This window comes from Streptomyces sp. WMMC500 (genome assembly GCF_027497195.1).
Lineage (GTDB): Bacteria > Actinomycetota > Actinomycetes > Streptomycetales > Streptomycetaceae > Streptomyces.
In genome coordinates this window covers 8,539,880-8,563,237 of record NZ_CP114905.1, presented here as the reverse complement: position 1 = coordinate 8,563,237, position 23,358 = coordinate 8,539,880, and the positions used below count along the sequence as shown (strand labels likewise).

The window sequence follows — 23,358 nt, the reverse complement described above, 5'->3', positions numbered from 1 at the left end:
GCGGGAGTCACTCCCGGCCCAGCTCCCGGTCGATCATCGCGAACATCTCCTCGTCGCTCACCACGTCCAGTTCACCGGCGGGCTCGCCGGCCGCGGGACCGGTCTCCGGGGTCCCGGCGGGGCGCACGTCTTCGAGCTGCCACACCAGAGCCTTCAGCCGCTTGGCAAGCCTCGCCCGGTCCTGCTCGTCGAGCGCGCCCGCGGCCAGCATGCCCTCCAGCTCACCGAGGCTCCCCGCCCCCGCCTCGTCCGACGGGACGGCAGCCGCCGGGGCGCCCGGCAGTTCCCCGTCGAGCAGCGCGGCAAGCGCCTCGGCGGTCGGGTTGTCGAAGACGGCTGTGGCGGGCAGCCGCAGCCCGGTGGCGGCGTTGAGCCGGTTGCGCAGTTCCACGGCGGCGAGCGAGTCGAAGCCGATGGTCTTGAACGCGGCCTCGCGGGGCACGGAGTTGGCCGAGCCGTGCCCGAGCACCGCGGCGGCGTGCGTACGGACCAGCTTCACCAGCGCCTCCGCCCGCTCCGGCGCCGGCAGCCCCGCCAGCTCCACCGGCGACCCGCCGGACGCGGGCGAGTCGTCCGCCGCGGCCGTGCGCCGCGCCGGCCTGACGACCTGCCGGAGCACCTCCGGCACCGCCACGCCTTCCTCGGCGCGTGTGCTCAGCCGCGCGGGCACCACGGCGGCGTCGCCCAGCGCAACGGCCTGGTCCAGCAGGGCCAGTCCCTCTGCGGTGGCCAGCGGCAGGATGCCCGTACGGCTCAGCCGGGCCACATCGGCGTCGCTGAGGTGGCCGGACAGCTCGCTCTCCTCGGCCCAGTAGCCCCAGGCGAGGGAGACCGCCGGCAGCCCGAGCGCCTGCCGGCGCTGCGCCAGCCCGTCCAGCCAGGCGTTGGCGGCGGCGTAGTTGCCCTGTCCGGCCGTGCCGAGGGTGCCGGCGATGGACGAGAAGAGCGTGAAGGCGCTGAGGTCGAGCCCGCGGGTCAGCTCGTCCAGGTGCGCGATCGCGTCCACCTTGGGCGCGAGCACCCGATCGACGGCCGCGGCGTCGAGGGTCTCGACGGTGCCGTCGGCGGTCACGCCCGCCGCGTGGACGACGGCGGTCAGCGGGTGCTCCGCCGGTACGCCGTCCAGGAGCCGTACGACGTCCTCGCGCCGCGACACGTCGCATGCCGCGACGGTGGCGTCGGCCCCGAGGCGGGCCAGTTCGGCCCGTAGCGCCTCGGCTCCCGGCGCGTCCATTCCGCGGCGGCTCGTCAGCAGCAGGTGGCGTACCCCGTGGACGGTGGCCAGATGGCGCGCGACCTGCGCGCCCAGCGCGCCGGTGCCGCCGGTGACCAGCACCGTGCCGGCCGGGTCCACGGGTGCGGGCACGGTCAGCACGATCTTGCCGACGTGCCGCGCCTGGCTCATGAAGCGGTACGCCTCGGGCGCCCGCCGCACGTCCCAGGTGCGCAGCGGCAGCGGGGTGAGCACGTCCGCCTCGAAGAGCGCGACGATCTCGGCGAGCATCTCGCGGATCCGGTCCGGGCCCGCCTCCATCAGGTCGAACGCCCGGTAGGTGATCCCCGGGTGGCTCCGGGTGACCTCGGCGGCGTCGCGGATGTCGGTCTTCCCCATTTCCACGAACCGCCCGCCCGCGGGGAGCAGTCCCAGGGAGGCGTCCACGAACTCCCGTGCCAGCGAGTTGAGGACGACGTCCATGCCGGCGCCGCCGGACGCGCGCCGGAACCGCTCCACGAAGTCGAGGTCGCGCGAGGAGGCGATCCGCTCCGCCGGCAGCCCCAGCTCGCGCAGCAGCCCCTGCTTCTGCGGGCCGGCGGTGGCGTACACCTCCGCGCCCCAGTGCCGCGCCAGTTGGACGGCCGCCATGCCGACGCCGCCGGTGGCGGCGTGCACGAGCACCGCGTCGCCCTTCGCGAGCCGGCCCAGGTCACGCAGGCCGTAGTACGCGGTGAGGAAGACGACGGGCACGGCCGCGGCCTGGGCGAAGGTCCAGCCCTCGGGCATGGGGGTGAGCATGCGCCGGTCGGCGACCGCGACCGGGCCGAAGGAGTGCGGCAGCAGGCCCAGCACGCGGTCGCCGGGCGCGAGGTCCGTCACGCCGGGGCCCACCTCCGTGACGACGCCGGCGCCCTCGCTGCCCATGATCTGCTCGCCCGGATACATCCCGAGCGCCATGAGCACGTCGCGGAAGTTGAGCCCGGCGGCGCGTATGGACACCCGGACCGTGCCGGGGGCGAGCGGCTCCAGCGCCTCGGTGGCGGGCAGCAGTTGCAGGGACTCCAGGGTCCCCGGCGTGGCGGTGTCCAGCCGCCAGGCGTCCGCGCCCGGGGGCGGGGTCAGCGGCGGATCGTCGCGGAGGTGGGTGAGGTGCGGGGTGTGGGGGGTGCCGTGGTGGAGGGCGAGTTGGGTCGTGCCGCTCGTCAGGGTGTGGGCGAGTGCGTGCGGGAGGTGGGTGCGGGTGTCGGGGTGGTCGTCGGTGTCGAGGAGGTGGATACGGTCCGGGTGCTCGGCCTGCGCGGAGCGGGCCAGGCCCCACAGCGCGGTGTGCGCCGGGTCGGTCGCGGGGTCGGCGTCGGTGGGCAGGGCCTGGGCGTGGCGGGTGAGGAGGATGAGGGGGGTGTCGGTGAGGCCGGGTTCGGTCAGGTGGTGCTGGAGCAGGGTGAGGAGGTCGTGTACGGCCCGGTGGGTGGCGGCGGGAGTTTGGCCGCCGGGGGCGGGGGCGTAGACGAGGGCGGTGGGCTGGTCGCCGGTGGTCAGGAGGTCGGCCAGGCTCGGGTGGTGCATGGCGGCGGTGCCGGGGAGGGGGTCGGCGGGGCCGAGGGTGGCCCAGCCGGCGAGGTCCGGTGCGCCGGCCGCGGGGAGCTGCTGCGCGGTCCAGCGCAGGGCGTAGAGGTGGTCGGGGATAGCGGTCTGCCCGCCGCCCGCGGGCAGGGTACGCAGGGCCAGCTCGCCGACCTCCGCGACGAGGGCGCCCTGCGTGTCGTACAGGGTGATCTGGACGGTGTCGGGGCCGGCGGTGTCGGCCTTGACGCGCAGCCGGGTGGCCCCGGTGGCGTGCAACACGACCTTCGACCAGGAGAAAGGCACGCGGATGCCGGCGTCGGGCTTGTCTCCGCTGTCGACGAGGAGAGTGTGCAGGGCGGCGTCGAGGAGGGCGGGGTGGAGGCCGAAGGCGTCGGGCCCGTGCCCGCCGGTGTGCTCCTCGGGCAGCACGACCTCCGCGTAACGGGTCGTCCCCTCCTGCCACAGCGCGGTCAGACCGCGGAAACCGGGCCCGTAGTCGTAGCCCTGCTTCGCCAGCCGCTCGTAGGTGTCGGTGAGGTCCACGCTCGCGGCGCCCGCCGGCGGCCACGCGCCCTGCCCCATCCCGCGGTCGGCGCCGGTCTCCGCGTCCGCGGGGGTGAGGCGGCCGGTGGCGTGGCGGGTGAAGGGGCGCTCGGGGTCGTCGTCCGGGCGGGAGTGCACGCTGACCGTACGGGCCGATCCGTCGCCTTCGGCGGGGTCGACGGTGACCTGGATCTGCACACCCCCGGCCTCGGGCAACTCCAGCGGGGCTTCGAGCGTGAGGTCTTCGAGGACGGGGCAGCCCGCCTCGTCCCCGGCCCGCAACGCCATCTCCACCAGCGCCGCACCCGGCACCAGCACCCTGTCCTGGATGCGGTGCCCGGTCAGCCAGCCGTCACCGGTCCGGGAGACCCGACCGGTCAACACGACCGCACCCGACGACGCGACCGTCACCGCCGCACCCAACAACCCGTGCCCGAAGGCACCCAGGCCCAGGCCCGCCGGATCGCCCGCGGCGACGGGGCCGGACAGCCAGTAGCGGCGGTGCTGGAAGGCGTACGTCGGGAGGCCGACCCGCCGTCCGCGGACGTCACCGAACACCGCACGCCAATCCACCCGCACGCCCGCCGTATGCGCCGAACCCACGCCGGACATCAGCACGTCGGCGGCACGGGAGGCGGCCGCGCCGTTCTCCTCCGCGCGGGGTGCGCGGGAGAGGGCGATCCACTCGATGGGCTCGTCCGGGAGGCATTCCTGTCCCATGGCGGTCAGCACGGGGGCGGGCCCGACTTCGATGAACGTCGAGACACCCGCCCGGGCGGCCGACTGCACGCCGTCCGCGAAGCGGACCGCCTGGCGCACGTGCCGCACCCAGTACCCCGGATCGCACACCGTCTCCGCGTCGGCGACCTCTCCCGTGACGTTCGAGACCAGCGTGAGGGACGGCCGGCGGTACTCGACCTCCTCGGCCACTCGTTGGAAGTCGGCGAGCATCGGCTCGATCAGCGGGGAGTGGAACGCATGCGACACCCGCAACCGACGCGCCCGGCCACCCCCCGCCTCCCAACGCGACACCAGACCCTCGATCTCCCCCTCATCACCGGAGATCACCACCGACCGCGGCCCGTTGACCGCCGCCACGTCGACCTGGGAGCTGCCCTCCAGCAGGGCAGCGATCTCGTCCAGGCTCCCGCGCAGCGACACCATCGCCCCACCCGGCGGCAACGCCTCCATCAACCGCCCGCGGGCGGCCACCAGACGGCACGCATCCGCCAGCGACCACACACCCGCACAGTGCGCCGCGGCCAACTCACCCACCGAATGACCCACGAGAACAGTCGGCTCCACACCCCACGCACGAAGCTGACGGAACATCGCCACCTCGAACGCGAACAACCCCGGCTGCGTGAACTCCGTCCGATGGATGAGCCCGTCGACACCGGTGTCGGCGAGCACGTCGCCCAGCGGACGGCTCAGCAGTCCGTCGAACCCGGCGCAGACCTCCGCCAACGCCTCCCGGAAGACCGCGAAACCGCCCAGCCCGGCACCCATCCCCGGCCACTGCGCACCCTGACCGGTGAACAACAACCCGACACCGCCGCCGGACATCGCCGGCGAGGCGTCGCCCTCGGCCACCCGCGCCAGGCCGGCGCCGAGTTCGCCCACGTCGGAACCGACGACGACAGCACGGTAGTCGCCGGTCGACCGCGACAGCAGCGCCACCCCGACGTCCACCGGAGACACCTCTACCCCGACCTCCCCGACAAACTCCCCCAGCCGCGCCGCCTGCGCCCGCAACCCCTCCGCACTACGCGCCGACACCACCCACGGCACCACCGGAAGCCCAACGGAACCCGGCTCATCGCGCACCGGCTCGGCCACCGGCTGCTCCAGGATCACGTGCGCGTTCGTACCGCTGATCCCGAACGACGACACCGCCGCCCGCCGCGGCTCCCCCGTCTCCGGCCACTCCCGCGCCTCCGTCAGCAACGCGACCGCACCCGCGTCCCAGTCGACATGCGTGCTCGGCGTGTCCACGTGCAATGTCCGCGGGAGACTCCCGCGCCGCATCGCCTCGACCATCTTGATGACACCCGCGACACCCGCCGCCGCCTGCGTGTGCCCGAGGTTCGACTTGATCGAGCCGAGCCACAGCGGTCGCTCGTCGGAGTGCTCCCGCCCGTACGTCGCCAGCAGCGCTTCCGCCTCGATGGGGTCCCCGAGCCTGGTCCCGGTCCCGTGGCCCTCGACCGCGTCGACCTGCGCGGCGCTCAGGCCGGCGCTGGCCAGCGCCTGCTGGATGACCCGCTGCTGCGACGGCCCGTTGGGCGCGGTGAGGCCGTTGGAAGCACCGTCCTGGTTGACCGCGGACCCTCGCAGCACGGCCAGCACCTCGTGCCCCCGCCGCCGCGCCTCCGACAGCCGCTCCACCAGCAGCAGCCCGACGCCCTCGCTCCAGCCCGTACCGTCGGCGCCCTCCGCGAACGCCTTGCACCGGCCGTCCGGCGACAGCCCCCGCTGCCGCGAGAACTCCACGAAGGTGTTCGGCGTCGCCATCACGGTGACGCCGCCGACGAGCGCCCGGTCGCACTCCCCGTTCCGCATCGCCTGGGCGGCGAGGTGCAGGGCGACGAGCGACGACGAGCACGCCGTGTCGATCGTCATCGCGGGGCCCTCAAGACCGAGCGCGTACGCCACCCGCCCCGACAGCACGCTCGACAGGTTTCCCGTGAGCGCGTAGCCCTCGATCTCCTGCCGTTCGGTCGACATGCGGGGCGCGTAGTCGTGGTACATGACGCCGACGTAGACGCCGGTGCGGCTGCCCCGCAGGCTGTCGGGATCGATGCCGGCGCGCTCGCACGCCTCCCACGACGTCTCCAGCACAAGCCGCTGCTGCGGATCCATCGCCAGCGCCTCACGCGGCGAGACGCCGAAGAACTCCGCGTCGAACTCCCCCGCGTCGTACAGGAAGCCGCCGTGACGCGCGTACGACTTCCCGGACGTGCCCGGGTCGGCGTCGAAGAGGTCGGTGTCCCAGCCGCGGTCGGTGGGGAACTCCGAGATGCCCTCGCCGCCGGACCAGACCATGTCCCACAGCTCCGCCGGCGACGTCACACCGCCCGGATAGCGGCACGCCATTCCCACGACGACCACCGGGTCGTCCGCGTCCACCGCGGCGGCGGTGGTCGCGGTGGCGGCGGTGACGGCTCCGAGCACTTCGTCGCGCAGATGGCGGGCGAGGCCCGCGGGCGTGGGGTAGTTGAAGACGACCGTGGGGGCGAGGCGCACGTCCGCCGCGGCGTTGACGCGGTTGCGCAGCTCGACCGCGGTCAGGGAGTCGAAGCCGAGCGCCTTGAAGTCCTGGTCGGCGTCGATGGTCGCCGCGTCGTCGTAGCCGAGGACCAGCGCGGCCTGGGTACGGACCAGTCCGACCAGCTCGGCCTCCTGTGCCGCCGCGTCGAGACCGGCCACCCGGGCGGCGAGGGCGGTCGTGCCGGCCGCCGTCCCCGCGGCCACCCGGCGGGTGCGGCGGCGGGGGGCGAAGTCCCGGAGGAGGTACGGCACGTCGCCGGCCCCGGCCTGCGCGCGGAGCGCGGGGAGGTCCATGCGTACGGGGATGAGGTTCGGCGTGCGGGTGCGCAGCGCCGCGTCCAGGGACGCGAGCCCGAGCTCCGGCGTCAGCGGGGCGATACCGCTGCGGCGCCACCGCGCGAGTTCGGCCTCGCCGAGCGCGGCCCCCATGCCGCCGGCGCCGCCGACGTCGCCCCACAGGCCCCACGCCAGGGCCTGGCCCGGCAGCCCCTGGGCCCGGCGGCGGGCGGCCAGCGCGTCGAGCCAGGCGTTGGCCGCGGCGTAGTTGCCCTGCCCCGGGGTGCCCAGCACGCCGGCGACCGAGGAGAAGAGGACGAAGGCGTCGAGATCGAAGTCGCGCGTCAGCTCGTCGAGGTGCGTCGCGGCGTCGACCTTGGGAGCGAGGACTTCGCTGAGCGCCTCGGGCGTGAGGGACGCGATCGTGGCGTCGGAGACGACACCCGCGGCGTGGACGACCGCGGTCAGCGGCCGGTCGTCGGGGAGCTCGGCGAGCATCCGGGCCACGGCGTCGCGGTCGGTGAGGTCGCAGCGGGCGAACGTGGCCTCCGCGCCGGCCGCCCGCAGGTGCTCCTGCAGCTCGGCCGCTCCGGGGGTGTCGATGCCGCGGCGGCCGGCGAGCAGGAGGTGCCGTACGCCGTGCGCCGCCACCAGATGACGTGCGACAAGCCCGCCGAGCGCCCCGGCCCCACCGGTGATCAGCACGGTGCCGTTCCGGCGGCCGAACGCCTCCCCCGCGTCGCCCTGGGGCGGCAGGTGGGTGAGGTGCGGGGTGTGGGGGGTGCTGTGGTGGAGGGCGAGTTGGGGGGTGGCGCTCGCCAGGGTGTGGGCGAGTGCGCCGGGGAGGTTTGTGCGGGTGTCGGGGTGGTCGTCGGTGTCGACCAGGTGGACACGGCCCGGGTACTCGGCCTGCGCGGTACGGGCCAGCCCCCACAGCGCCGCGTGGACGGGGTCGGGCTCGGCGGTGTGGGCGTGGCGGGTGAGGAGGATGAGGGGGGTGTCGGTGAGGCGGGGTTCGGCGAGGTGGTGCTGGAGCAGGGTGAGGAGGTCGTGTACGGCCCGGTGGGTGGTGGCGGGGGTGGGGTCGCCGGGGGCGGGGGCGTAGACGAGGGCGGTGGGGTGGTGGCCGGTGGTGAGGAGGTCGGCCAGGCTCGGGTGGTGCATGGCGGCGGTGCCGGGGAGGGGGTCGGCGGGGCCGAGGGTGGCCCAGCCGGCGAGGTCCGGTGCGCCGGCCGCGGGGCGCTGCTGCGCGGTCCAGCGCAGCGTGTAGAGGTCGGCGGTGGACCGGGGCTCCGCCGAGAGAGTACGCAGGGTCAGCTCGCCGACCTCGGCGACCGGGCCGCCTTCGGCGTCGAAGAGCGTGATCTCGGCGGTGTCCGGGCCGGAGGTTTCGGCCTTGACGCGCAGCCGGGTGGCCCCGGTGGCGTGCAACACGACCTTCGACCAGGAGAACGGCACGCGGATGCCGGCGTCGGGCTTGTCTCCGCTGTCGACGAGGAGAGTGTGCAGGGCGGCGTCGAGGAGGGCGGGGTGGAGGCCGAAGGCGTCGGGCCCGTGCCCGCCGGTGTGCTCCTCGGGCAGCACGACCTCCGCGTAACGGGTCGTCCCCTCCTGCCACAGCGCGGTCAGGCCCCGGAAACCGGGCCCGTAGTCGTAGCCCTGCTCGGCCAGCGCGCCGTACGCGCCGGCCAGGTCGACGGCCTCGGCTCCCGCAGGTGGCCAGGCGCCCTGCCACGGCTCGCCGACCTCGTCGTCGGTGGAAGGGATGAGGCTGCCGGTGGCGTGGCGGGTGAAGGGGCGCTCGGGGTCGTCGTCCGGGCGAGAGTGCACGCTGACCGTACGAGCCGATGCGTCACCCTCGGCGGGGTCGACGGTGACCTGGATCTGCACGCCCCCGATCTCGGGCAACTCCAGCGGGGCTTCGAGCGTCAGGTCTTCCAGGACGGGACAGCCAGCCTCGTCCCCGGCCCGCAACGCCATCTCCACCAGCGCCGCACCCGGCACCAGCACCCTGTCCTGGATCCGATGCCCGGTCACCCAGCCGTCACCGGCGCGCGAGACCCGCCCGGTCAACACCACCGCACCGGACGAAGCGACCGTCACCGCCGCACCCAACAACCCGTGCCCGGACACACCCAAACCGAGACCCGCCGGGTCACCGGTCGACGCGGATCCGGAGAGCCAGTAGCGGCGCCGCTGGAAGGCGTACGTCGGGAGCGCAACCCGCCGACCGCTCACGCCACCGAACACCGCACGCCAATCCACCCGCGCACCCGCGGAGAACGCGGCACCGACGCCGGACATCAGCTCACCCACGGCGCGAGATTCCGCATCGCCTTCCCGGGGTGCGCGGGAGAGGGCGATCCACTGGATGGGCTCGTCCGGGAGGCATTCCTGCCCCATGGCGGTCAGCACCGGGGCGGGCCCGACCTCCATGAACACGGAGACCCCGGTGCGAGCCGCCGACTGCACGCCGTCCGCGAAGCGGACCGCCTGGCGCACGTGCCGCACCCAGTACTCCGGATCGCACACCGTCTCCGCGTCAGCGAGTCGGCCCGTGACGTTCGAGACCAAGGGAAGCCCAGGAGCGTGGTATTCGACGTCCTCGGCCACCTGCTGGAAGTCGGCGAGCATCGGCTCGATCAGCGGCGAGTGGAACGCATGCGACACCCGCAACCGACGCGCCCGACCACCCCCCGCCTCCCAACGCGACACCAACCCCTCGATCTCCCCCTCATCACCGGAGATCACCACCGACCGCGGCCCGTTGACCGCGGCGACATCGACCTGGGAGCTGCCCTCCAACAGGGCACCGACCTCGTCCAGGCTCCCGCGCAGCGACACCATCGCCCCACCGGGCGGCAACGCCTCCATCAACCGCCCGCGGGCGGCCACCAGACGGCACGCATCCGCCAGCGACCACACACCCGCACAGTGCGCCGCGGCCAACTCACCCACCGAATGACCCACGAGAACAGTCGGCTCCACACCCCACGCACGAAGCTGACGGAACATCGCCACCTCGAACGCGAACAACCCCGGCTGCGTGAACTCCGTCCGGTCCACCAACCCGCCGTCACGCGCGGCCAGCACCTGGTCCAGCGGACGGCTCAACAGCCCGTCGAACCCGGCGCAAACCTCCTCCAACGCCTCCCGGAAGACCGCGAAACCGCCCAGCCCCGCGCCCATCCCGGGCCACTGCGCACCCTGACCGGTGAACAACAGCCCGACACCGCCGGTCGCAGCAGGAGAGGGCTCGAAGGCATCCGCCGCCACTCGCGCCAACCCGTTCCGCAGCTCCTCGGTGTCGGAGCCCGTGACCACGGTCCGGTAGTCGCCGGTCGACCGCGACAGCAGCGCCACCCCGACGTCCACCGGAGACACCTCTCCCCCGGCCTCCCCGACGAACTCCCCCAGCCGCGCCGCCTGCGCCCGCAACGCCTCCGCGCTACGCGCCGACACCACCCACGGCACCGCCGGAAGCACACCCGGACCGGGATCCCCCGCGGGCGCCTGCTCCTCCTCCGCAGCCTCCTCCAGGATCACGTGCGCGTTCGTACCGCTGATGCCGAACGACGACACCGCCGCCCGCCGCGGCTCCCCCGTCTCCGGCCACTCCCGCGCCTCCGTCAGCAGGGAGACGGCACCCGCGTCCCAGTCCACGTGCGTGGTGGGCTGGTCGACGTGCAACGTCTGCGGCAGCGCGCCGCGACGCATCGCCTCGATCATCTTGATGACGCCCGCGACTCCCGCCGCGGCCTGCGTGTGCCCGATGTTGGACTTCAGCGACCCCAGCCACAGCGGCCGTTCCGCCGAGCGCTCCCGCCCGTACGTCGCGAGCAGCGCCTGTGCCTCGATGGGGTCGCCAAGCCTGGTGCCGGTCCCGTGCGCCTCCACGGCGTCGACCTGGCCGGCGCCGAGTCCGGCGGTGGCGAGTGCCTGCTGGATGACCCGCTGCTGCGAGGGTCCGTTGGGTGCCGTCAGGCCGTTGGAAGCGCCGTCCTGGTTGACGGCGGAGCCGCGCAGCACGGCCAGCACCTCGTGCCCCCGCCGCTGCGCCTCCGACAGCCGCTCGACGAGCAGCAGCCCCACGCCCTCGCTCCAGCCCGTACCGTCGGCGCCCTCCGCGAACGCCTTACACCGGCCGTCCGGCGACAGCCCCCGCTGCCGCGAGAACTCCAGGAACATGCCGGGAGAGCCCATGACGGTGACGCCGCCGGCGAGTGCGCGGTCGCACTCCCCGTTGCGCAGCGCCTGGGCGGCAAGGTGCAGGGCGACCAGCGACGACGAGCACGCCGTGTCGATCGTCACCGCCGGACCCTCAAGACCGAGCGCGTACGCCACCCGCCCCGACAGCACGCTGACCGTGGTGCCGGTGAGCAGATGGCCGCCGTGGCCGTCATGGCCGTCGGCGAGCCGGGGCCCGTACTCCTGCGCGGTGGCGCCGATGTAGACGCCGGTGCGGCTGCCGCGCAGGCTGTCGGGATCGATGCCGGCGCGCTCACACGCCTCCCACGACGTCTCCAGCACCAGCCGCTGCTGCGGATCCATCGCCAGCGCTTCACGCGGCGAGACACCGAAGAACTCCGCGTCGAACTCCCCCGCGTCATGCAGGAAGCCGCCCTGACGCGCGTACGACTTGCCCGACGTGCCCGGATCGGCGTCGAACAAATCGGTGCCCCAGCCCCGGTCCACCGGGAACCCCGAGATCCCCTCGCGCCCCGACCACACCATGTCCCACAGCTCCGCCGGCGACGTCACACCGCCCGGATAGCGGCACGCCATCCCGACGACGACCACCGGGTCGTCCGCGTCCACGGCGACGGCGGTGGTCGCGACGCCGTCGTCGGCGCCGGTGAGGCGGGCGTGCAGGTGGGCGGCGAGGCGTTCGGGGGTGGGGTGGTCGAAGAGGACGGAGCTGGGCAGGTCGAGGCCGGTGGCGTCGGCCAGCCGGTCCCGGAGGGTGACGGCGGAGATCGAGTCGACGCCCAGGTCGCGGAAGGCGCGCCGCACTTCGACCGCCGAGGCGTCGGCGTACCCGAGGACGCCGGCGGCTTCGCCCACGACGAGCGCCAGGGTCCCCGGCGCGCCGGCACCCGCACCGGCGGGGGCCGCCAGGGCCGGAGCAGCCGACACGCCCGTGCCCGTCGGGTCGCGGCGGTCGGTCGGGGTGACGGCCGGGGCCTGCCGCTCCCCCGTCAGCCAGTGGCGCTCGCGCTGGAACGCATATGTCGGCAAGTCGACATGCCCGGTGTCCGCGCCCTGGAACACGGCGGACCAGTCGACGGCCACGCCGTGCAGGTGGGCCCGCACGACCGCCGTCAGGACCTCGCGCGCCTCGGGGGTGCCGCCGCGGCGCAGCGGTACGGTCACCGCGTCCGGCAGGCAGTCCTTGGCCATGGCGGACAGGACCCCGTCCGGCCCGATCTCCACGAGCGTGGTGACGCCGGCCGCGCCCAGCGAGCGCACGCCCTCGTGGAAGCGGACCGTACGGCGGACGTGCCGCACCCAGTAGCCGGGGTCGCAGACCTCGTCGGCGCCGACTTCCCGGCCGTCGAGGTTCGACACGAGCGGGATGCGCGGGGGCCGGAAGTCCAGTTCGGCGGCGACGGCGGCGAAGCCCGCCAGCATGCCGTCCATGTGCGCGGAGTGGAAGGCGTGGCTCACCCGCAGCCGGCGGGTCTTCCAGTCCCGCTCCGCGCACACCGCGGCCAGGCGGTCGACCGCCTCGACGTCTCCCGAAACGACGGTGGCCGCGGGGCCGTTGACCGCGGCGACGTCCAGCCCGGAGAAGGCGTCAGGACCGGTGAGCAGCGCTTCGACCTCGGCGGCCGGCGCGCGGACGGACAGCATCGCGCCGCCCTCAGGCAGCGCCTGCATGAGACCGCCGCGGGCCGCGACCAGGCGGCAGGCGTCGGGCAGCGTGAGCACGCCGGCGACGTGGGCGGCGGCGAGTTCGCCGATGGAGTGGCCGGCCACCACGTCGGGGCGCATCCCCCAGCTCTCCAGCAGCCGGAAGAGGGCGACCTCGAAGGCGAAGAGCGCCGGCTGCGCGTAGACCGTGCGGTGCAGGTCCGGGTCGTCGTCGGCGAACATCACGTCGCGCAGGGGGCGGTCGGCGTACGGCGCGAGCGCGACGTCGAGAGCGGTGCACAGCTCGTCGAGTGCGGCGCGGAACACCGGCCAGGACGCGTGCAGTTCGCGGCCCATGCCCGCGCGCTGGCTGCCCTGGCCGGCGAAGAGGTGCGCGACGCGGCCGTCGCGGACGGTGCCGCGCAGGACGCCGGAGGCGGGGGTGTCGTCGGCGAGTGCCGCCAGGCCGGCGACCAGCGCGTCGAGAGTCCCCTCGGCGGCCGGAGCCGTCGCCTCCGCCGGGGTGAGGGCGGGGAGGACGGCGGCCCGGTACTCGAAGGCCGAGCGGGTGGTGGCGAGAGCGCGGGCGACGTCGACGGGAGTGGCGACGCCGCCTCGCGCGGTCAGGTGGTCGTGCAGCCGGCGCGCCTGGGCCCGCAGGGCGGCGGCGCTGCGGCCGGAGAGGAGGAAGGGCAGTACGCCGGCGTCCCCGACGGGCGCCGGGCCCGTGTCCGCCGCGGCGGACGCGTGACCGGTCCCCGCCGCTCCGTTCACGCTCGGCGACGGCGGCTCCCCCACCACCACGTGCGCGTTCGCGCCGCCCATCCCGAACGAGCTGACCCCGGCGATCAGCCGCCGGCCCTCGTCCGGCCACGGCCCGTGTTCCTCCTGCACCCGCAGCCCGAGGTCGGCCAGCGGGATCGCGGGGTTCGCGGAGCGGAAGTGGAGGCTGCGCGGCAACTCCCGGTGGTGCAGGCTCAGCAGCGTCTTGATCAGGCCGGTGATGCCGGCCGCGCCCTCCAGGTGGCCGACGTTGGTCTTGGCGGAGCCGACGCGCAGCCGGTCCCGGTCGCCGCGGCCGGCGCCCAGGGCCTCGCCGAGGGCCGTGGCCTCGACGGGGTCGCCGAGCCGCGTGCCGGTGCCGTGCAGTTCGACGTACTGGACGTCGCCGGGGGCGACGCCGGCGCGGTCGCAGGCCAGGCGCAGCAGGTCGGCCTGGCCCGGGGCGCCCGGGGTGGTGAGGGTGTCCGTGGCGCCGTCGTTGTTGACGGCGCTGCCGAGGATGACGCCGAGCACCCGGTCGCCGTCGTCGAGGGCGTCGGAGAGCCGCTTCAGCAGCACGAAGCCGCCGCCCTCGCCGCGTACGTAGCCGTTGGCGCGGGCGTCGAAGGTGTGGCAGCGGCCGTCGGGCGACAGCGCGCCGAACGCCTCGGTGATCTCGTAGCCGTCGGCCGTGAGGTTGAGGCTCACGCCGCCGGCCAGCGCGAGGTCCGCCTCTCCGCGGAGCAGGCTTGCGCAGGCGAGGTGGACGGCGGTGAGGGAGGACGACTGCCCGGTGTCGACGGTCATGCTGGGGCCGGTGAGGCCGAGGAGGTACGAGACGCGGTTGGCGATGATGCCGCGGTGCAGGCCGGTCGCGGTGTGCTGACCGACGGCGGCCGGGCCGAACTGCTGGGTGAGCCGGGCGTAGTCGTCGGCCATGGCGCCGACGAACACCCCGGTGCGGGTGCCGGCGAGCGACGCGGGCACGACACCGGCCCGTTCCAGCGTCTCCCACGCCAGCTCCAGCACGAGGCGCTGCTGCGGGTCCATGGCGGCGGCCTCGCGCGGGCCGATGCCGAAGAAGGCGGGGTCGAAGAGGTCGACGTGGTCGAGGAACGCGCCGCTGCGGGCCTTGTTCGGCGCCTCCCCCGGGGCGTGCAGGTCCGGGCGTCCGTCGGGGAGCGCGGTGACGGCGTCGCGGCCGTCGCGCAGGAGTTCCCAGAACGCCTCGGGGGTGTCGGCCTGCGGGAGACGGCAGGCCGTCCCCACCACGGCGATGGATGCCGGGCCTTCCGGTCGCGCGAGGGCCTGGGCCGCCGGTTCCGACACTGTCCACACTCCGATCCGTCGGGGCCCGGCGGGCGCGCGGAGGCGATGCCGGGCGCGGTACTGGCTCATGCTCGGCGGCCGGGCTAAAGAGGGCCTAACCGTGTGCTGACTGCCTTACGGGCAGGTCATGCGGACTTCGCCGCTGCCTGGCGCCGCTCCCGGCGCCGCGCCCGCAGGCGGACGACGACGAACCGCACGACGAGCACGAGGAGGATGCCGCCGACGACGACGGTGAACCCGTTGGCGTACTGCTCCACGGTGTCGTGGCTGCTGCCCACCGCGTAGCCGACGGTGAGCAGGACGACGTTCCACAGCAGCGAGCCGATCGCCGTGTACGCCACGAACAGCGGCATGGCCATGCGTTCGATGCCGGCGGGGAGCGAGACGTAGCTGCGGACGATGGGGATCAGCCGGCCGATCAGCACGGCCTTGGCGCCGTAGCGGCCGAACCACGCCTCGGCGCGGTCGAGGTCGGACTCCTGCACCAGCGGGAAGCGGATGAAGATGGCGCGGGTACGGCGCCTGCCGAGGAGCGCGCCGACGTAGTAGTGGAGGACGGATCCGACCACGGACCCGATGGTGCTCCAGCACACCAGGGCCAGGAGGTTGAGGTCGCCGAGGCGGGCCGTGTACCCGCCGAGCAGCAGCACGAGCTCGCTGGGCACGGTGGGGAAGAGGCTCTCCAGGCCGGTGGCGATCGCGACCCCGGGCGAGCCCAGGTCCTCCATGAGGTCGGTGGCCCAGTTGCCGGAGTCGTCCGCCGCGGCTGCGGCCCACACCTGAGGTTCGAGGATCATCGCACTTCCCGGGCTCTGCTGGTCGGGGTCGGGCAGGAGCGACCGGCGGGCGGTGCCCGCCGGTCTCAGCCCGTCGTTCGGCTGTGGCCCGCGACGTCAGTCGCAGAGCGCAATGGAGTTGAGCGACTCGGTCGCGCTGACGAGGGTCCACGACAGCTCGCCGACCTTGCCGGCGTACCGGCCGCCGGTGCCGTAGGCCGGGAGCTTCTGCTCCTCGCCCGCGGCCAGCGCGGTCAGGTTGACCAGGCCCGCGACGTGAATGGTGCCGTCGTCGAGGGTGTACTCGGCGGCCGAGAACGAGAACAGCTCGCCCGTCTCGGCGTCCTTCTTGATGATGATGCCCTTGATGTCGTTGGTGCCGATGCGGTTGCGCTGGTCGTCCAGCACCGCGTCCTCGGTGATCACGACGTCGCCGACGCTGGGACCGACCGGAGCCGCGTCCTTGGTCTCGGTGGTGACCAGTTCCTCGATGAACGAGATGGACACGCACTCGGCCTTGTGACCGTCCGCGGCGTGGGCCTGGGTCGCGCCGATGGGCACGGTGAGCGCGATGGCCGCGGCCCCGGCGGCGGTCAGCCGGGAGGGGAACTCTGTCGGGCGCACTGCTTTCCCTTCTGGTGGTGGTACTGCTAGGCGAAAGCGCCGGGCACCGCTCAGCAGAGCAGGCACCGGCGCCGAGGCGGCCATGCTGTTCCGTTGGCCTAAAGCCGCCCTTGGCCGGGTCTCACGCCGCTTCGGCGGCGCGGCCGTCCCCGGAGAGCGCGGCGGCATCTGCTCCCGCCGCGCCTCCGGGATGACGCGCGCCCCGACCGGCTCGTCAGCCGGTCGGTGCGCCGAACCAGGTGCGCAGCGCGGTGCGCAGCTCCTCCTGGCCCCAGCCGTCGCCGTCGTGCCAGGCGACGCAGCCGTCCGGGCGCAGCAGGAGGGTGCCGGGCAGGTCGGGTACGGGCTGGGCGCGGACGACGTCCACGCGGTCGGCCCAGCCGCTCTCCTCCTGCGCGGAGGCGTCACCGGTCAGATCCAGCAGCACGCCGCGGCCCGACTGCAGCGTCTCCGCGACGCCCATGTCGCCGGCGGCGGTCTTGATCCGCACCTGCGGCAGCCTGCGGCCGAGCAGCCGGTCGCCGTCGGCGGGCTCGGGTGCGCCCTCGTAGGCGATGGGGACGGCGGGGCCGAGGTTGGTGACGATCTCGGCGAGAAAGACGTTCACCTCGTCGAACTTCAGGAACTCGCCCATCATCTCCCGCATGTAGCGGGCGAGCGGGCGCGGGTAGAGGAGGGCGAGCTGCGCCTGGATGTTCATGCAGGCAAGCCGGCCCGCGAGGTGCCGCTCCACGTGGTACGAGTCGAGCAGGCCGTCGGGCGCCCAGCCGTGGATCTCCGCGGCGATCTTCCAGCCGAGGTTCACCGCGTCGCCGATGGCGGTGCCCAGGCCCTGCCCGTTGTACGGGTAGTGCACGTGCGCGGCGTCGCCGGCGATGAAGACGCGGCCCTTGCGGTACTGCTCGGCGTTGCGGGTGACGATCGAGTAGTGCTGCAGCCAGTGCGCCTCGGTGGCCTTCAGCTCCTTGCCGGTCAGCCGCCTGACGGCGTCGCCGAGCTGCTCCAGCGTCGCCGGGCCGTCCTCGAACTCGGGCGGCTCGGTGGAGAACTCCGCGCTGAACACGCGCATGACGTCGGGGCTCAGCGGGGCGCCGAGGAACTGGTCGCCGTTGTCGGTGTAGGACAGCCCGTACTGCTCGGGCGCCACGTCCCCCCGGTCGATCGCGACGTCGCCCACGATGCCGCGGACGATCACCCAGTCGTCGCCGACGTAGTCGATGCCGGCCTGCTTGCGTACGACGCTCTCCCGCCCGTCGCAACCGACCAGGTAGCGGCAGCGCAGGCGCTCCTCGCCGACGTCGGAGACGAGCGTCACGGTGACGCCGGAGCCGTCCGACGCCTCCTCGTAGCCCGTCAGGCGGGTGGCCCAGCGCAGGTCGACGCCCAGCTCGACCGCCCGGTCGATCAGCACCTTCTCCAGCCGGGACTGCAGCACCATGTGGGTGGGCTCCCGCGGCCCCTGCACCTTCTCGAAGGCCAGGCGCAGGTCCGCGAACCGCACCTCGGGGAAGGTGACCGTGCCCTCCCGCAGCCCGGCGGCCAGGCCGCGCTGGTCCAGCATCTCCAGCGTGCCCGCGTTGATCGCCATGGCCGGAGCCTCGGCGCGCTGCGTGGGATGCACGTCCACCAGGACCGCGGGCACGTCGCGCATCGCCAGCTCACAGGCGAGCATCAGACCGGCGGGCCCGGCGCCCACGACGACGACCGGCTCACTCATAAAGGCTCCTTCGGAAGGTACGAACGTATGTCGGTTCGGGGCGCGTTGCCCTGGTCGGTGCGCGGCGCGTCACCGGGCGGCGGCCCCGGCCTCCGGTACGGGGGAGGTCTCTCCCTCGAACGTGGTCATCAGGTAACCGGCCAGTGCCTGCGGCGTGGGGTTGTCGAAGATGGCCATCGGCGGGATCTGCAGCCCCGACACGGCCGCGACCAGGTTGCACAGTTCGAGGGCGGTGAAGGAGGAGAACCCCAGCTCGGTGAACTGGGCGTCGGCGGGGATCTCCGCGGTGTCCGCGTGCCCGAGGACCTGGGCGGACGCGTCCCGCAGCAGTTCCAGCAACAGTTCCGCGCGCTCGGCCGCGGTGGCGGTGTCCAGCCGGTGGCGCAGCCGCGCCGCGGCCTCGCCGAGGTGCCCGTCGTCCCCGGGCTGCCCGTCGCCCGCCTCGGCCGCGCCGGCGCCGCGGGCCCCGGGAATCGCGCGCAGCAGGGAGCCGGCGGCGCCCCGGTCGGCCTCCCCGACGTAGCGGTCCCAGTCGACGTCGACCAGTAGGGGCGCGGCCGACGTGCCGGCGACGGCGCGTACCAGCAGCCGTGCCGCGGGCCGCGGCGCCATGGGCCGGATGCCCTGGTAGCGCAGGTGCTTTCCGGCCGCGGTGTCCGCCGTCTCCGGGTCCTGCCACGGGCCGCAGGCGACAGAGATGACGGGCAGGCCGCGCGCGCGGTACGTCTGCGCCAGCGCCTCCAGGTGGGCGTGCACCGCGCCCTGGGCGCCGAAGCCGGCCGCCCCGAGGGCACCGACCGCGGAGGTGCAGTGCACGAACGACTCCAGCCCCCGGTCGAGGGTCAGCTCGCAGAGGTTGGCCAGGGACTTCGCGGCCGGGGCCAGCAGCCGGCCGGTCTCGTCGGCGTCCACGGCACCGATGACGGCGTCGTCGAGCTCGGCGGTCACGTGCACGACGGCGCTCAGCGGGTGCTCGGGCCCGACGGAGCGGACGAGCGCGGCGACGGCGTCGCGGTCGGCGAGGTCGAGGGCGGCCACCACGGTCTCCGCGCCCGCCGCACGCAACTGCGCGACCAGCGCGGCGGCTTCCTTGTCCGCTCCGGGTTCGGTGGTCAGCAGCAGGTGCCGTACGCCCTCGCGTACGAGCTGCACGGCGATCTCCTCGGCGAGCGCGCCGGCGGCGCCGGTCACCAGCACCGTGCCGTCCGTGGCGCGCGGCCACGGCTCGGTGGCGGCGGCGAGGTCCGCCGACCGCAGCCGGCGGGCGAAGAGCGCCCCGGACCGGATGGCGACCTGGTCCTCGCGGGCGCCCGAGCGATCCGCCCGGCCGGCCAGCGCCGCCCGGAGCCGCCCGCGCGCGTCGCGGTCGCTCACCCCGTCCGCGGGCAGGTCGACCAGGCCGCCCCAGCGCTCGGGGTGTTCGACGGCGAACGCCTGTGCCAGCCCCCAGATGCGGGCCTGCGCGGGGTCGGCCAGCGCGTCCTGCCGGCCGGTCGCCGCGCCGCCCGCGGTCACGAACCACACGGGTGCGTGCGCGGCGGCGTCGTCGAGCGCGTGCAGCAGCGCGGCGGACAGCTCCAGGCCGTCAGGACCGGGGTGCGCCGGGTCGGCGAACGCGAGCAGCGACAGCACACCGGCGAGCCGGGTCCCGCAGGCACCAAGCGCGGCGCGCAGCCGGCCGGCGAACGTCGTACGGGCCATCTCCCGCTCGACGACGACGACTTCGGCGCCGGCCCCGCCCTCGTCCAGCGCCGTCAGCACGGTCCGTACGGCCGGCTGCTCCTCGGCACGCTCGGGGACCAGGACGACCCAGGCGCCGTCCAGCAGAAGCGGCGGCGTGCCGTCGTCCAGGGCCTCCCAGCCGAGGCGGTGGCCCCAAGCCCGCTGGCGGCGCCAGGTGACGAGTGCGGGCAGGACGCTCTTCCACGCCGTGACGTCGGCATCCCGCACGCCCATCGCGGACAGCACGCCGTCCAGGTCCTCGCGCTCCAGCGCGTCCCACAACTCGGCGTCACCGGGGCGGGTGTCGGTCGCCTTGGCGGGGTCGGCGCGCAGCCAGTAGGGGCGGTGCTGGAAGGGATAAGTGGGGAGGGCGGGGAGCTTGGCCCCGGTCTCGGTGAGGTGGGGGGTGAGGTTGGTGGGGTGGTGGTGGCTGTGGAGGCTGACCAGGGTGGCGAGGTGGGTGAGGGTTTCGGTAGGCAGGTGGGGGGTTGGCTTCGTGCCGGACGGCAGGTGGGGAGTGAGGGTGGGGCGGGGCGCGAGTTCGGTGAAGAGGGAGACGTTCTCGTTCTGCGTGAGATGGGTGATGCCGTGGTGGAAGTGCACGGGCTCGCGGATGTGCTGGACCCAGTAGACGGGGTCGTGGTGCTGACGGTCCGTCACGGGCAGACCCGTGACGTTGGAGATGACGGGTACCTCCGCCTCGCCGAGGGTGTGGCGGGCGAAGAGGCCCGTCAGGTGGTCGGTGAAGGCGTCGAGGATGGGTTCGGTGTGGGCGGTGTGGAAGGCGTGCGCGACCTTGAGTGCCTTGGTGCGGATACCCGCCTCCGCCAGCTCCCGGCCCAGTTCCTCCAGGGCGTCGAGAGGCCCGGCGACGGCGAGGGAGGTCGCGGAGTTGTGCGCCGCGATGGCCACGTCACCGTGACGTTGGAGATACGGGGTGAGGGCGTCGGCGTCGGTGTTGACCGCGAGCATGCCGGTGCCCTCGGGGAGGGTGTGGAGCAGCTTGGCGCGGGTGGCGACCATGTCCGCGGCCACGGTGAGGGGGAGGGTGCCGGTGAGGTGGGCGGCGGAGAGTTCGCCGATGGAGTGGCCGATGAGGGCGGTGGGCTGGATGCCCGCGGTCTGCAGGAGGCGGTAGCCGGCCACGTGGTGGGCGAACAGAGCGGGCTGAGTGTAGAGGGTGGTCTCCAGCAGGGCCGCGTGCTCGCTGTCCTTCGCCGCGAACGTCACTTCGCGTAGCGGGATGTCGGTGTCGAGGTGGTGGTCGAGTGCGGTGCAGACCTCGTCCAGGGCTTCGGCGTAGACCGGGAAGGTCTCGTACAACTCGCGGCCCATGCCGGGGCGCTGGCTGCCCTGCCCGGAGAACATCACCGCCAGCCCACCGCCCTCGGCCGGGCCGGAGCCGGTGACCAGTGCAGAGTGCGCGGTACCCGCCGCCAGCGCGGTCAGCGCGTCCCGCAACTCGCTGCGGTCGTTGGTGATGATGCCGGCGCGGTGTTCCAGCTTCGCTCGCCCGGACCACAACCGCCCGGCCAGCGCACCGACCTCGACCTCGGGGTGCTGCTCCACGTACGCCGCGAGCCGGCCCGCAACCTGCCCCAGGGCGGCCGCCGAACGGGCCGAGATCACCACCGGCACCGGTGCCGGCTCGGTCGTCACCTCGGCGTCGGCAGACTGCTCCGGGGCGGCTTCCAGAATCACGTGCGCGTTGGTGCCACTGATCCCGAACGACGACACCCCCGCACGCCGCGGCTCACCCGTCTCCGGCCACGGCCGCGCCTCGGTCAACAGCGAAACATGACCGCTGTCCCAGTCGACATGGCTGGAGGGCTCGTCCACGTGCAAGGTGGCCGGCAGGACGCCGTGCCGCATCGCCTCCACCATCTTGATCACACCCGCCACCCCGGCCGCGGCCTGGGTGTGACCGATGTTCGACTTCACCGCCCCCAGCCACAGCGGACGCTCTTCGGTGTGCGCCTGGCCGTACGTCGCCAGCAGCGCCTGCGCCTCGATCGGATCACCCAGCGTGGTACCCGTACCGTGCGCCTCGACCGCATCGACCTGACCCGCACTCAACCGCGCACTGGCCAGAGCCTGCTCGATCACCCGCTGCTGCGACGGCCCGTTCGGCGCCGTCAGCCCGTTGGACGCACCGTCCTGGTTGACCGCCGACCCGCGCAGCACCGCAAGGATCTCGTGCCCGTTGCGCTCCGCGTCCGACAGCCGCTCCAGCAGCACGAACCCGACACCCTCACCCCACCCCGTCCCATCCGCCGCCTCGGCGAACGGCTTGCACCGACCATCCGGCGCCAGCCCCCGCTGCCGCGAGAACTCCACGAACACACCCGGCGTCGCCATCACCGTCACACCACCGGCAAGAGCGAGGTCGCACTCGTCGTTGCGCAACGCCTGCGCCGCCAGGTGCATGCTCACCAGAGACGACGAGCACGCGGTGTCGACGGTCACCGCCGGACCTTCGAGGCCGAAGGTGTACGCCACCCGCCCCGACGCCACACTCGCCGCACCACCATTGCCCAGGAAGCCGTCGAACCCGGGGGGCAGCCGGTCCATGAGGCGGGCGACGTAGTCGCTGTACATGACGCCCGCGAAGACGCCGGTCCTGCTGCCCCTGAGGCTGTGCGGGTCCAGGTTCGCGCGCTCGAACGCCTCCCACGCCGCCTCCAGCAACAGCCGCTGCTGCGGGTCCGTCGCGGTCGCCTCCCGCGGGCTGATCTCGAAGAAGGCCGCGTCGAACGCGGCGGCGTCGTGCAGGAAGCCGCCCTCGCGGGCGTAGCTCGTACCGGACCGGTCGGGGTCGGCGTCGAAGAGGCCGTCCAGCTCCCAGTCCCGGTTCAGGGGGAACCCGGAGATCGCGTCCGTGCCCTCGGCGACCAGCCGCCACAGGTCCTCCGGCGAGCGCACCCCGCCCGGGTACCGGCAGGCCATCGAAACGATCGCCACCGGCTCCCGGTCCCCCGCCTCCAGGACGGACAGCCGCTGCTGGGCCTCATGCAGCTCGGCGGTGACCCACTTCAGGTACTCGACGAGCTTCTCTTCCTTGGACATCGGCTCTCGTTCCCGTTGTGACGAAAGGCGAAGGCGCACTTTCGGGGAGTGTCGGCACGGCGCCTAAAGGGGTCCCTAAGAATCTCCGAAGCCCGGCCGCCGCGCGGGTGCGCTCACACGAACCGGGCGGCGTCCGCGGCCTCGGCCGCGTCGTGCAGCGACATGTCCGTACGGCCGCTGATGACCCGCATGTGGCGGATGAGGCCCTCGCCGCCGACCCGCATGACGGCGATCAGGGAGATGCGCACGAACTTGCCCCGCGGCACGCCCTCCGGGCGCAGCTCGACGGTGATGGGCAGGGCGACGTGCTCGCGGTCCAGGCCGGCGACCGGGGCGCCGGGGATCTCGTACACGCCGTACGACACCAGCCGGGCGATGTGGGCGCGGTACGCGGCGCGTTCGATGAAGGTCTTGTCGCCGACCGGGTCCTCGACGTGGAGCGGGTCGGCGAAGAGGCCGAGGACGCCGTCGACGTCGCTCTCGTTGATCCGCCGGCAGTACTCCAGGGCGACGTGCTTGCGCGCGTCCTCGTCCAGCATCGGGGCTCCTTCGCGACGGCGGTGCGGGTCTGTCCGCGCCGGGGAGGGCATGTTCGATGCCGCCGCCAAAGCCGCGCCAAAGCGCTTGGCGCTGGACTA

General features: G+C 74.1%; 6 protein-coding genes. All 6 read right to left on the bottom strand.

What is annotated here, in order from left to right:
* Positions 1-7: 7 nt before the first annotated feature.
* The 6 genes from O7599_RS36600 to O7599_RS36575 all read right to left on the bottom strand — a co-directional run bounded on the left by O7599_RS36600 (position 8) and on the right by O7599_RS36575 (position 23,259).
* Positions 8-14,815: a type I polyketide synthase gene (locus O7599_RS36600; RefSeq protein ID WP_281619914.1), complete on the bottom strand. Its 14,808-nt coding sequence runs from the start codon at positions 14,813-14,815 to the stop codon at positions 8-10.
* Between the two features lie 125 nt (positions 14,816-14,940).
* Positions 14,941-15,612 carry a DedA family protein gene (locus tag O7599_RS36595; protein WP_281619913.1) on the bottom strand — a complete coding sequence of 224 codons (672 nt, stop codon included), beginning with the start codon at positions 15,610-15,612 and terminating at the stop codon, positions 14,941-14,943.
* Positions 15,613-15,708: 96 nt separating this feature from the next.
* The gene (locus O7599_RS36590; RefSeq protein ID WP_281619912.1) at positions 15,709-16,215 is read right to left on the bottom strand and encodes a hypothetical protein; all 507 of its coding nucleotides are present in this window, start codon (positions 16,213-16,215) and stop codon (positions 15,709-15,711) included.
* 214 nt (positions 16,216-16,429) lie between these two features.
* Positions 16,430-17,932, bottom strand: a complete 1,503-nt coding sequence (locus tag O7599_RS36585; RefSeq protein ID WP_281619911.1) for an FAD-dependent monooxygenase — start codon at positions 17,930-17,932, stop codon at positions 16,430-16,432.
* A 69-nt stretch (positions 17,933-18,001) separates the two neighbouring features.
* Positions 18,002-22,720 (bottom strand): type I polyketide synthase, encoded by a 4,719-nt coding sequence (locus O7599_RS36580; RefSeq protein WP_281619910.1) that lies wholly within the window; start codon positions 22,718-22,720, stop codon positions 18,002-18,004.
* A 113-nt stretch (positions 22,721-22,833) separates the two neighbouring features.
* Positions 22,834-23,259, bottom strand: coding sequence for a nuclear transport factor 2 family protein (locus O7599_RS36575; RefSeq protein WP_281619909.1), 426 nt, complete (start codon positions 23,257-23,259; stop codon positions 22,834-22,836).
* Positions 23,260-23,358 lie beyond the last annotated feature (99 nt).